The sequence below is a fragment of the Sphingomonas sp. GW821-FHT09B04 genome, from assembly GCF_059418285.1.
Window position 1 is genome coordinate 781,373 of record NZ_JBWKPO010000001.1, and the last position, 12,082, is coordinate 793,454.

Below are 12,082 nucleotides of genomic sequence, written 5' to 3' on the forward strand. Positions count from 1 at the left end.
TTACGCTGCCGCGTAGCGGTCCGTGGCCCGGATCAGCTGGTCGAGAATGCCCGGCTCCGAATAGGCATGACCCGCGCCCTCGATCAGGTGGAAATCCGCCTCGGGCCACGCCTTGTGCAGCTGCCACGCATAGCGCGCGGGGCAGGGCATGTCGTAGCGGCCATGGACGATCGTCCCGGGAATGCCGTGGAGCTTGTGCGCGTCGCGCAGCAGCTGACCGGGCTCGAGCCAGCAGCCATGGACGAAATAATGCGTTTCGATCCGCGCAAAGGCGAGCGCGAACTCGTCCTCGTCATGGTGCGCAGACAAGGCAGGATCGGGCAGCAATGTGATCGTCTCGCCCTCGAACACGCTCCAGGCGCGCGCCGCGGCGATCCGGTCTTCGCGCGGGCCGGTGGTGAGGCGGCGGTGATAGGCGGAGAGCAGGTCGCCGCGCTCGGCTTCGGGGATCTGGGACGCGAAGCGTTCGTACTTGTCGGGGAACATCTCCGACACGCCGAACTGGTAGAACCAGTCGAGCTCGGGTTTCGTGCAGGTGTAGATGCCGCGCAGCACCAGCTCGCTCACCCGGTCGGCATGCGTCTGGGCATAGGCGAGCGCGAGCGTCGAGCCCCATGAGCCGCCGAACACCAGCCATTGCTCGGCCCCGGCGAGCTCGCGCAGTCGCTCGATATCCGCGACGAGGTGCCAGGTGGTGTTGGCGTCGAGATTGGCGTGCGGCGTCGATCGCCCGCAGCCGCGCTGGTCGAACAGCAATACGTCGTAGCGTGCAGGATCGAACAGCCGTCGATGCGCCGGCGCGATGCCCCCGCCCGGGCCGCCATGCAGGAACACCGCAGGCTTGGCGCCCGGCGTGCCGGCGCGCTCGTAATAGATGGAATGGCCATCCCCGACGTCGAGCATGCCCGACGCATAGGGGGTGATCTCGGGATAGAGGGTGCGCAATGTCATGGGGTGATTGTGGGGGCTGTCGGGCGGAATGGGAAGCTGCGTTCACGCGTTCGCGGTCATTCAGCGCGGAAGCGCAGCTGGGACGGACGGTCAGTTATCGACCCCGTTGCGGACGTCAGGCTGCAGTTTAGGCTGACAGCATGCGGATTCTTCTACAGACCACGCTTGCCGTCATTGATCGCGATGTTGCCCGCTGGGGCGGCAATCCACTCGGCACGATTGTCATAGCCTGCGTGCCGATGATTCTCTGGGCTATTGTCACAGGGGGAAGGCCGGGCGATGCGTCTGCGATCGCGCTGACTCTCATGCTCACGCCACCGGTGTTGTTGGGCGCCGCAGGAGTCTGGCGCGGTTGGCGCCACATCTGGTCGGAGCACAAAAGAACACGAGCGCTGGGTGCGGCCGAGGAACTGGACGATTAGGTCGGCTAACGGGCAGGAGGCGAGTTGATTAGCGCATCTAGGTCGAACAACTATTTCCCGCGCCCGCCTTTGAAAACCGCCAGCCAAGCTGGTTCGCCGAGGTTCGTGCAGCGGTTACGACTTCGTCAAAGCCGATCTCTTGCCGCCAGCCCGTTTTCACCACGTTGAAGCCAAGCCTGTCTGGATTGAAGGTGGTTTCACGGTTTCCATAGCGGTCTGGCTCGCCATCCTTCATCGCGGTCCCGAGAAACATCGAAACACCGCGACCATGGAGCTCCCAGACGTGATTTGGCGGGCCTTTTTCTGCCGGGAACCGCGCCTCAGAAACGCTGAAGTCCAGACGGTCGGCGACGTCCTGAACAAACCGCGAGGTTTCCCCGGATCGCCCTTCCGGCAGGTCCAGGCAGTAAAATGCAGTTTGGGGTGGCCGGTCAGAGGTGCAAGCGGTCAGTGGGACCGCAAAGCTGCAGAGCGCCATCAAAGCCGCAGCGTTGGTTCCTGAAGGCATCCGCACAATCTAACAGCGGCAATGGCGGCTTGCCACCCGCTACCGGCCGCCCGGCAGTTGCAGCGACGTCGAACGGCGGATGGCGAGCGAACGCCCGGTGCGGACTGTCAGCCAGCCGCCTCTTCATAAGCTGCGAGCATCGCCGGTAGCCGAGCGTCGTTCGCAGTCATCTCGACGGCGTTTCGGATGGCATAATATTCCTGCTCGCTGTCGATCCGGCCTCGCCGCAGAGCCCGTTGGACGGCTTGCGAGAACCGCGTTCGAATAGCGGACAGGGTCGGCAGCCCCGCATCTGACAAGCGGCGGTCCGCAATCTCCACCTCTTCGGTTCGCCAGCCGTGCACGGCTTCGATGAGGTCCCCTATCGCTATCGCCAGCCCTTGCCGTGCCCTGGCAGGGGACTTCGCAGCGATCTCATCCAGCACGACCGTCGGGTTCGCCTCCGGCGCAATCTCGAGTTCGCGGAACGCCAGCGGCCACATCCGGGCAAACCACTCCCGCAACTGCGCATAGTCTTCCGGGGCGATTTTCATGGGCGAAAGGTGGCACGTGCAGGCGTTGTCCGCAAATCGACGAACTCAACCGCCGGGCATGCATGCGCGGACGGCGGGCGCGAGCGACGCCTCGTCATAGCTGCCATATTCCTTGAAGGCGCCGCGCTCGGCCGCTTTCCTGACGATGCACCCGCACATCTGGCGGCGCATCGACGCGTCGGGTTGCAACTTGACCATCTTGGCTTCGCACGCCGCGATGCGCGAAGTCTCGGTGCCGCTCGACGCATCGAGAGCCTCAAGCTCGCTGTTGGTGCTCGCCGCACTCCAGATAATCAGTGGGATGCCGACGATGACAAAGAGGAGGAAGAAACCCTTGGGTGCCTGTGTACCAGCCATCGCGCGGTTACAGCAGACGCCGGTAAACAAGACGGTAAACGGGCGACGGTCGCGATATCCCCGCGTGGTGCTAGGCCGGCGCGTCCCCGTCCCGCGCGTCCAGCCGGAAATGGAACATGCGGCTGGGGCCGTCTTCGGGGACGAGGTAGAGGTCGCGGCCTTCGATCGCCATGCCTTCGCCGGTATAGGGGCCGCCGCGGCCGATCGGGCGGATCGGGCCGATCGCGCCGGCGCGCAGCGTGCGCACGACCTTCATCGACGGCCAGTCGATCCAGTCGACCGCGCCGCTCCACGGGGTGATCGCGCCGCCCGCGACGAGCTGATCGCCGACGAACTTCATGTCCTGATGGCGCGTGGCCGAAGGGTTGGGCACCACGCGTGGCGGCGCGTTCCTCGTCAGATCGAAGACGTAGAGCAACCGGCCGTCCCAATTGCCCGCCACCAGCGTGTCGCCCGATGCCGCGACGAAGCCGAGATGGTCCGCGACCGGGATGCTGCGGCGGATTTCGAGACTGTTCGCGTCGACCTCGATCAGGACCGCCGAGCTTCGCGGTTTGTACTCGGCGACCGGAACCCAGATCGAACCGCCGGAGATCGAAATACCGCCGGGGTGGTAACGCGCGCCGTCGGTCAGCTCGATGCGGCGCAGGAACTTGCCCGTGCGCCGGTCGAAGGCATGGAGATACGCCTTGCGGTTGGCCTCATCGACCGAGGTGACCCAGATGCGGCGGGCTTCGAGTTCGAGGCCCTGGACATGGAACAGCTCGCCGTCGAGCCGGAGTTCGCCGGCCAGTTGCGCGCCCTCGATCGGACCGTCGGATGGGTCCGACGCGGCGGTCGTCGACAGGCTGACCAGCGCCAGCAGCGGCAGGCCGGACCGGATCGCCTTGCGGATCATCTGACTTGCCCCCGAATGCCGCTGTCCCGGGGGCCCTTCGCAGATTCATGTGTCAGAAAAGGCAAAGCGGCGTTGCAGATTTGCTGCACTGCGCGCGGGGGATGTCCGCTCAAATCGCCGCTTTTTCAAAGCTTCGCTGGACTTGGCACCTCCCGGCCAAGTAAGTTTCGCGCCGTCCTGCAAGGGGAAGGATCGATGAAGCATTTCGCACGCGCCGCCGCGGTTCTCGCACTGGCGCTCGCGCCGATCGCCGCCTGGGGCGATTCCAGCCCGCAGGTGGTGCTCGCCACCCCCGGCATGGGCGATGGCGCGATCGAGCGCTTCACGCTTCGCTTCAGCGCGCCGATGGTGCCGCTGGGCGATCCGCGCGCGGCCTCCCCGGCCAAGGTCAATTGTCCGGTCGGGGGCGAGGGGCGCTGGGTCGACCAGCAGACCTTCGTCCATGAATTCGCGACCCCGCTCCCCGGCGGCACGACGTGCGAGTTCGAGCTCAACGAGAAGCTGAAGGGCCTGTCGGGCTACGCGGTCACCGGATCGCGAACCTTCAAGATCGATGCCGGCGGGCCGACGGTGAAGGGCATGCTGCCGAGCCGTTATGGCGGGCAGATCGAGGAGGACCAGGTCTTCCTGATCGGCACCAACATGCCCGCGACGCGCCAGTCGATCGCGGCAGGCGCCTATTGCGCGGTCGAAGGGCTGGGCGAACAGATCCCGGTCGAGCTGCTTGACGCCGAGCTGCCCGGCAAACTGATCAAGGACCTGAACCCCGAGCGCTGGGAGGTCCGCAGCTTCCTCAACGATTCAGGGATTGCCGAGAAACTGCCCGAGGACGCCAGCGACCGCGCCAAGGCGCTGGCGAGCGTGGTCGCGGTCAAATGCGGCCGTCCGCTGCCGCCGGGACGCGACGTCTCGCTGGTGTGGGGCGCATCGATCGCGGGCGCGGGCGGCAAGACCGCGGGCGCCGAGCAGCGCTTCGACTTCACCGTGCGCAAGCCGTTCACCGCGCGCTTCGAATGCTCGCGGGTCAACCCGCAGGCGGGCTGCTCGCCGGTGCAGGAGGCGTGGGTGCGCTTCAGTGCGCGCGTGCCCAAGGAACTGGCCGAGCAGGTCCGTATTGAGTTGCCCGACGGCAAGAAGCTGACGCCCGAACTGTCGGACGACGACAAGCGTGCGAATACGGTCAGCGACCTCAAGTTCAAGGCACCGCTGCCGGCGTCGACCACCGCCAAGCTGGTGCTGCCGGCGGGTGTGAAGGACGAGAGCGGCCGTGTGCTCGCCAACGCCGAACGCTTCCCGCTGGAAGTCCGTTTCGACGAAGCGCCGCCACTCGTAAAATTCGCCGCGCCGTTCGGGATCATCGAAGCGCAGGAGGGCGGCATCCTGCCGGTCACTGTGCGCAACGTCGAAGCCTCGCTGCAGGGCAAAGGGCTCTCCGTGGCCGGCCAGCATATGCGGGTCGATGCTTCGGACGGGGTGATCGCCAAGTGGCTGCGCAACATCGACAAGGCCGACGATTACGACGTCGATGAGGTCAAGCGCGGCGAGGAGACGATCCGCATCAACCAGACCGGCGCCAGGTCGATCCTGCCGCAGGGTCTCGGCACCGCGCTCCAGCCGATCGCGCTGCCCGGCAAGGGCAAGGAATTCGAGGTCGTCGGAATCCCGCTCAAAAAGCCCGGATTCTATGTCGTCGAGCTGTCCTCGCCCCAGCTGGGACAGGCGCTGCTCGGGCGCAACGCGCCGCGCTATGTCGCGGCGGGCGCGCTCGTCACCAACATGGCGGTGCATTTCAAATGGGGCCGCGAGGGTTCGCTCGCCTGGGTGACCTCGCTCGACAGCGGCAAGCCGGTGAGCGGCGCTGCGGTGCAGGTGACCGACAGCTGCACCGGTGCGGCGCTGGCCAGAGGCAAGACCGACGATATGGGGCGGCTTGCCGTCAAGCAGGGCATCCCCGAGCCGCAAAGCTATGGCAGCTGCGACGATTCGAGCTCGCACCCGCTGATGATCTCGGCGCGCAAGGGCGACGATATGAGCTTCACGCTGACCGCGTGGGGCGAGGGTATCCGTCCGTACGACTTCGACCTGCGCTATGGCTATGAGGCGGCGAACGAGATCGTCCACACGATCTTCGACCGCGCGCTGGTGCGCCAGGGCGAGACGGTGAACATGAAGCATGTACTGCGCCGCCCGGTGGCACAGGGCTTCATCACCCCGGCGGGTTTCACCGGCAAGCTCAAGCTCAGCCATCGCGGATCCGATACAAGCTTTGAATTGCCGGTCACGGTCGATGCCTCGGGCACCGGCGAGACGCAGTGGAACGTGCCGCAGGGCGCGCCGATGGGCGACTATGACCTGCAGTTCGTCGGCCCGGGCAAGGACGGGACCGACCAGACGATCTGGACCAGCCAGTCGATCAAGGTCGACGAATATAAACTGCCGACGATGAAGGCATCGGTCGCGGGACCCAAGGAAGCCGCGATCAAGCCCAAGAGCCTGCCGCTCGACCTGTTCGTCGGCTATCTCTCGGGTGGCGGTGCCTCCAACCTGCCGGTCGAGCTGCGCATCGGCTATTATGACGGCACCTCCGCGCCCACCGGCTATGACGGCTACAGCTTCGGCGGCAAGGCCATCGCCGAGGGCACCAAGCCGCTGAACGGCGAGGGCGAGGAAGACACCGTCACGCTGCCGCCGATGCAGACGCTGCCGGTGACACTCGGCGCCGATGGGACGACGCGCACCAGCGTCGACATTCCCCAGACGCTCGACGGCAACAGCCAGATGCGTGTCGAGATGGATTATCAGGATGCCAATGGCGAGATCCTGACCGCGTCGCGCCGCGTGCCGATCTATGCCTCGGGCGTCCAGCTCGGCGTCAAGACCGACGGTTGGCTGATGAAGGAGGACGACCTGCGCCTCCGCCTCGTCGCGCTCGGCACCGACGGCAAGCCGATCAAGGGCCAGAAGGTTCAGGTCGCACTCTACAGCCGCGAAATCCTCACCGCGCGGCGGCGGCTGATCGGCGGCTTCTACGCCTATGAGAATAACGCCAAGACCACGAAGATTTCGGCGAGCTGCTCGGCCTCCACCGACTCGCTCGGCCTTGCGCAGTGCGCGATCGACCCCGGCGTGTCGGGTGAGGTCTATGCGGTGGCGACCACCACCGACGGCAACGGCAATGTCGCTCGCGCCGTCACTTCGGTGTGGCTGGCGGGCGAGGACGACTGGTGGTTCGGCGGCGACAATGGCGACCGCATGGACGTCATCCCCGAGCAGCAGGAATATAAGTCGACCGACACCGCGCGCTTTCAGGTGCGCATGCCGTTCCGCAACGCAACTGCGCTGGTCACGGTCGAGCGCGAAGGCGTGATGTCGAGCTTCGTCACCGAATTGTCGGGCGATAATCCGGTGGTCGAGGTGCCGATGCAGGGCGTCTATGCCCCCGACGTGTTCGTCTCGGTGATGGCGGTGCGCGGACGCATCGGCGGATGGAAACTGTGGTGGGCGGACCTCGCCCGCCGCTGGGGCCTGCCCTTCTTCTCACGCGAGGGTGCGGCGCCGACGGCGATGGTCGACCTCGCCAAGCCGAGCTACCGCCTCGGCATCGCCAAGGTGAAGGTCGGCTGGGAAGGCCACCGCATGAACGTGGCGGTCAAGGCCGATAAGGAACGCTACGCCGCGCGCGACACCGCCAAGGTCGCGCTTCAGGTCAACAACCCCGACGGCAGCGTCGCGCCGAGCGCCGATGTCGCGTTCGTCGCGGTGGACGAAGCGCTGCTCCAGCTCGCTCCCAATGAGAGCTGGGACGTGCTCGGCGCGATGATGGGCGAGCGGCCGATTTCGGTGCTCACCTCGACTGCGCAGACTCAGGTGGTGGGCAAGCGCCATTATGGCCGCAAGGCGGTCGAGGCCGGCGGCGGTGGCGGCGGTGACCTCTCGGCGCTCAACCGCGAGAATTTCCAGCCGGTGCTGCTGTGGCGCGGCAAGGTGCCTTTGGATGCACAGGGCAAGGCGCAGGTCGATGTGCCGCTCAGCGACGCGCTGACCTCGTTCAAGCTCGTCGCGATCGCGCTGGGCGACAAGGGCCAGAGCTTCGGCACCGGCGAGACCAGCATCCGCAGCGCGCAGGATCTGTCGATCTTTGCCGGTATCCCGCCGCTGGTACGTAACGGTGACTTCTTCTCGGCGGGCTTCACGCTGCGCAATGGCTCGGACAAGGTGATGAAGGTCACCGCGCATGTCGAGCTGTCGCCCAAGGTGGCAGAGGGCCGCGACCTGACGGTCGAGATCCCGGCGGGCGGCGCGGTGCCGATCGCATGGAACCTCACCGCACCCGCGGGCTTCGAAAAGCTCCAGTGGAAGGTCACGGCGAAGGACGAAAGCGGCAAGGCGGCTGACGCGATCACCGTGGTGCAGGACATCGCGCCGGCGGTGCCGGTCGAAACCTGGGCGGCAACGCTCGTCCGCGTCGGCGAAGGCGGGCCGGTCTCGATCCAGCCGCCAGCGGGCGCACTGCCGGGGATCGGCAACGTCTCGATCCTGCTCACCGATACGCTCACCCCGCCGTTGCAGGGCGTGCGCGACTATATGGCGGCCTATCCCTATGGCTGTTTCGAGCAGCGCACTTCGCGCGCGATCGTGCTCGGCGACATGGGCGAGTGGAACCGTTTGTCGGGCGAGATGCCGGTCTATCTCGATAGCGATGGCCTGCTCCGCTACTTCCCCTCGGACAGCCTGCGCGGGTCGGAAGCGCTGACCAGCTACATCCTGTCGATCACCGCCGAGGCGGGGCTGCCGATCCCGGACGGCCCGCGCGGACGCATGATCGAGGCGCTGAAGGCGGTGCTCGACGGGCGGCTGCGGCACGAGGATTATGGCGATGTCCGCCTGCAAAAGGTCGCGGCGTTCGCGGCGCTGGCGCGGCAGGGCGCGGCCAACGCCGCGATGCTCGGCCAGATCGGCATGACGCCTCAGGACATGCCGACCTCGACGCTGGCCGATTACATCGCGGCTTTGGGCAAGGTGCCCGGCCTCGCCAATGGCGCGCAGCTGCGCGCCGCGGCGGAGGGCGTGCTCAAGACCCGGCTGGTCTATGAAGGCACGCGCATCGACCTGTCCGACAGCGCCAATACGGCGTGGTGGATGATGTCGTCGGGCGACGAATCGGTGCTGCGCGCACTGGTCGCGACGCTCGGCCGTCCGTCCTTCTCGGGCGAGGGGCCGAAGATGATGGTCGGCGCCGCCTTCCGCCAGCAGCGCGGGCATTGGGATACCACCACCGCCAACGCCTGGGGCGTCATTGCCGCGCGCAAGTTCGGCAGCGTCTATCCGGCGAGCGCGGTGGCGGGGATCACCACCGCTTCGCTCGGCGGTCAGAGCGTGACGCGCAGCTGGCCGCTGCCCGATCCGCAGCGCAGCTTCGTCATGGCGCTGCCCGCGGTCGGACAGCAGACGCCGCTCAGCCTGACCCAGTCGGGCGGAGCGGGGCCATGGGCGATGGTTCAGGTCAAGGCAGCGGTACCGCTGACCCAGCCGCTCAGTGCCGGCTACAAGCTGTCGCGCAAGACCGAGGTAGTTCAGGCCAAGACCAAGGGCACACTGACGCGCGGCGATGTGATCCGCGTGACGCTGACGGTCGAGGCGAGTGCCGATCGCAACTGGGTGGTGATCAACGATCCCGTCCCAGCGGGCGCGACGGTGATCGGATCGCTCGGCGGGCAATCGGAGATGCTGGCCGAGGGTGGCGAGACCGAGGGATCGCAGCCGAGCTATGTCGAGCGCGGGCGCGACGCATGGCGCGGCTATTTCGCGTGGCTGCCGCGCGGCACGCACACGGTGACCTATGTGATGCGCCTCAACGCCGCGGGCCGGATGCAGCTGCCGCCGTCGAAGGTCGAGGCGATGTACTCGCCCGAGATCCGCGCGGCGGTGCCGAACCAGCCGATGGTGATCGCGCAGCGGTGACGTGAGCGGTTTGCGGTGCGTATCTCAGTCGGCCGTCACCCCGGCCTTGTGCCGGGGTCCACGGCTCCCGACGCGGTGCCTTCACGCCTCTTGTCCTGCGCTGGCCTCCCGGTGGACCCCGGCGCAAGGCCGGGGTGACGGATGAGCAGGGCGTCCGATCTCTGGCAGCGAGTCCGTACCCTCTGGGCGCGGATCGAAGCCCCAACCCACCGCGTCTGGTGGACCGGCCCGCGCATCGCGATTGCGGCGATTCTGAGCCTCGGCGCGCTCTATGCTGCGGCCGACTTCGCGACGCGCCCGCCGCTCGCGCCGGGCTATTCCGCCACCATCGCCGCATGGAAACCGTCCGAGGCCTGGCTCTACGACCGCGAAGGGCGGCTGCTCGATTCGGCGCGCGTCGATTTTCAGGCGCGGCGCCTCGCATGGGTCCCGCTCGACAAGATCTCGCCGCAAGCGGTCGAGGCACTGGTCGCGGCCGAGGACAAGCGGTTCCGCGATCATGACGGGATCGACTGGTGGTCGGTCGCCGGATCGATCCGCGACCGGATCGAGGGGAAACGCGCGCGCGGTGCCTCGACGCTGTCGATGCAGGTCGCGGCTTATCTTTCGCCCGGTCTCGCCGCACCCGGATCGCGCGGGTTTCGCGACAAGCTACGCCAGATGCGCGCGGGCGCGGCGCTCGAACGGGCATGGCGCAAGGACCAGATCCTTGAGGCCTATCTCAACCTCGCCGGGTTTCGCGGCGAGGCGCAGGGGATCGGGGCCGCGGCGCTCGGCTTGTTCGGCAAGACCCCCGATGCGCTGACCCGCGACGACGGGCTGCTGCTCGCGGCGTTGTTGCCCAATCCTTCGGCGGGCGCGGCCGAGGTGGCGCGGCGGGCCTGTGCGCTCTCCCGCGATACCGACTGCTCGCGTTTCGCCGGGGCCGCGGCCTCGATGCTCGGCCCCGCGCGCAGCCTTGCGCTCGATCCCGGGCTTGCGCCGCACCTCTCCAACCGGTTGCTCACCCAGCCCGGAGCGCGCGTCGAGACCACGATCGACGCCCGCATCCAGCGCCTCGCGATCCGCGCGCTGCGCCGCCAGCTGCAGGGGCTGGGCGGGACGCGCGCGCGCGACGGGGCGGTGATCGTCGCGGACAATGCCACGGGCGAGATTCTCGCATGGGTCGGCGGGATCGGCGGGGCATCGACTGCGCCCTCGGTCGACGGGGCGAACAGCTATCGTCAGGCCGGATCGACGCTCAAGCCCTTCCTCTACGCGCAGGCGATCGAGAAGGGCTATCTGACTCCGGCCTCGATTCTCGACGATTCGCCGGTCCAGCTCGACACCGCTTCGGGCCTTTATGTCCCGCAGAATTACGATCGTGCGTTCAAGGGGCCGGTCAGCGCGCGCGCGGCGCTGGCGGGATCGCTCAACGTGCCCGCGGTGCGCACCTTGCTGCTCACCGGGGTCGAGCCGTTCCGCGACCGGCTGTGGGACACCGGCTATCGCGGGCTGACCGAAAGCGGCGAATATTATGGCTACAGCCTCGCGCTGGGTTCGGCCGAAGTGACGCTGGTCGAGCAGGCGGCGGCGTTCCGCAGTCTCGCGCGCGGCGGGCGCTGGGCGCCGCTGCATGTGCGCAAGGGCGTGAAGGCCGAGCCGGACCGGGCGACGACCACGCCACAGGCCGCCTGGCTGGTGTCCGACATGCTCGCCGACCCCAATGCCCGGGCCAGCACGTTCGGCATGGATTCGGCGCTGCGTCTGCCCTTTTGGGCCGCGGTGAAGACGGGAACGTCGAAGGCGATGCGCGACAATTGGTGTGTCGGCTTCACGGACCGCTACACGGTCGCCGTGTGGGTCGGCAATTTGGAAGGTGATCCGATGCGCGCGGTGTCGGGTACCAGCGGTGCGGCGCCGGTGTGGCGCGATGTGATGATGGCGCTGCATGCGCAGACCCCGGGCCGCGTGCCCGCTCGGCCCGCGGGGATCGAGGCGCGCGCGATCCGCTTCACTGGCAATATCGAGCAGCCGCGCCGCGAATATTTCCTGGCCGGGACGGGGATGAGCGAGATTGCGGTCGCTCCGCCCGTCTCGCGTCGCCCGCGCATCGTCAGTCCGGTATCGGGAAGTGTCTATGCGCTCGACCCTGATATCCCGGTCGACCGGCAGCGCATGGCGATCACCGTATCGGGCGAAGTGACCGCGCACCGGCTTCAACTCGACGGGCGCGACCTCGGTTCGGCGGATGCGCGGCCGATGGTGCTGGCCGGGCCTGGACAGCATCGCCTGCGGTTGGTCGACTCCAGCGGGCGCGTGGTCGATCAGCTACTGTTCACGGTGCGCTGAGCGGGCAGGCTGCGGCTCCGGAGCCCTTTCCGCCGTGTCTGTCCGGTTGCCACTGGGACACGGAAACCGCGAAAGCGCTTTGGCGGCGGCCGCACCGACGAAGGCGAATCGAACCAAAGTG

Annotated in this window: 8 protein-coding genes; 3 read left to right on the forward strand and 5 right to left on the reverse strand. The window is 67.5% G+C overall.

Annotated elements, in window-relative coordinates; translation table 11 throughout:
- Entirely contained in the window at positions 1 to 951 is a 951-nt protein-coding gene (pip, locus tag AC07NK_RS03930) for a prolyl aminopeptidase (RefSeq protein WP_495169249.1), read from the reverse strand.
- 140 nt (positions 952 to 1,091) lie between these two features.
- On the opposite strand from pip, the gene AC07NK_RS03935 reads away from it, so the two are divergent.
- Positions 1,092 to 1,373, forward strand: coding sequence for a hypothetical protein (locus tag AC07NK_RS03935; RefSeq protein ID WP_495169250.1), 282 nt, complete (start codon positions 1,092 to 1,094; stop codon positions 1,371 to 1,373).
- Positions 1,374 to 1,410: 37 nt separating this feature from the next.
- Here AC07NK_RS03935 and AC07NK_RS03940 read toward each other — a convergent pair whose 3' ends face one another.
- From AC07NK_RS03940 to AC07NK_RS03955, 4 genes are all read right to left on the reverse strand, one after another.
- The gene (locus tag AC07NK_RS03940) at positions 1,411 to 1,881 is read right to left on the reverse strand and encodes a hypothetical protein (protein ID WP_495169251.1); all 471 of its coding nucleotides are present in this window, start codon (positions 1,879 to 1,881) and stop codon (positions 1,411 to 1,413) included.
- Positions 1,882 to 1,988: 107 nt separating this feature from the next.
- Complete coding sequence (locus AC07NK_RS03945) at positions 1,989 to 2,414, reverse strand: hypothetical protein (protein ID WP_495169252.1); 426 nt, start codon at positions 2,412 to 2,414, stop codon at positions 1,989 to 1,991.
- Positions 2,415 to 2,459: 45 nt separating this feature from the next.
- Positions 2,460 to 2,771, reverse strand: coding sequence for a hypothetical protein (locus AC07NK_RS03950; RefSeq protein WP_495169253.1), 312 nt, complete (start codon positions 2,769 to 2,771; stop codon positions 2,460 to 2,462).
- A 70-nt stretch (positions 2,772 to 2,841) separates the two neighbouring features.
- A complete protein-coding gene (locus AC07NK_RS03955; protein ID WP_495169254.1) occupies positions 2,842 to 3,669 on the reverse strand; it encodes a DUF6454 family protein in 828 nt (275 codons plus the stop codon).
- Between the two features lie 195 nt (positions 3,670 to 3,864).
- Between AC07NK_RS03955 and AC07NK_RS03960 the strand changes: the two genes are divergently transcribed.
- Both AC07NK_RS03960 and pbpC read left to right on the forward strand, forming a co-directional pair.
- On the forward strand, positions 3,865 to 9,630 hold the full coding sequence (locus AC07NK_RS03960; protein WP_495169255.1) for an alpha-2-macroglobulin family protein: 5,766 nt from the start codon (positions 3,865 to 3,867) through the stop codon (positions 9,628 to 9,630).
- 141 nt (positions 9,631 to 9,771) lie between these two features.
- The gene (gene pbpC / locus AC07NK_RS03965) at positions 9,772 to 11,961 is read left to right on the forward strand and encodes a penicillin-binding protein 1C (protein ID WP_495169256.1); all 2,190 of its coding nucleotides are present in this window, start codon (positions 9,772 to 9,774) and stop codon (positions 11,959 to 11,961) included.
- Positions 11,962 to 12,082: the final 121 nt, after the last annotated feature.

What these genes read in the sequence shown, in the direction of transcription:
- pip (WP_495169249.1), bottom strand. Translation starts at nt 951, where the DNA reads ATGACATTGCGCACCCTCTATCCCGAGATCACCCCCTATGCGTCGGGC.
- AC07NK_RS03935 (WP_495169250.1), top strand. Translation starts at nt 1,092, where the DNA reads ATGCGGATTCTTCTACAGACCACGCTTGCCGTCATTGATCGCGATGTT.
- AC07NK_RS03940 (WP_495169251.1), bottom strand. Translation starts at nt 1,881, where the DNA reads ATGCCTTCAGGAACCAACGCTGCGGCTTTGATGGCGCTCTGCAGCTTT.
- AC07NK_RS03945 (WP_495169252.1), bottom strand. Translation starts at nt 2,414, where the DNA reads ATGAAAATCGCCCCGGAAGACTATGCGCAGTTGCGGGAGTGGTTTGCC.
- AC07NK_RS03950 (WP_495169253.1), bottom strand. Translation starts at nt 2,771, where the DNA reads ATGGCTGGTACACAGGCACCCAAGGGTTTCTTCCTCCTCTTTGTCATC.
- AC07NK_RS03955 (WP_495169254.1), bottom strand. Translation starts at nt 3,669, where the DNA reads ATGATCCGCAAGGCGATCCGGTCCGGCCTGCCGCTGCTGGCGCTGGTC.
- AC07NK_RS03960 (WP_495169255.1), top strand. Translation starts at nt 3,865, where the DNA reads ATGAAGCATTTCGCACGCGCCGCCGCGGTTCTCGCACTGGCGCTCGCG.
- pbpC (WP_495169256.1), top strand. Translation starts at nt 9,772, where the DNA reads ATGAGCAGGGCGTCCGATCTCTGGCAGCGAGTCCGTACCCTCTGGGCG.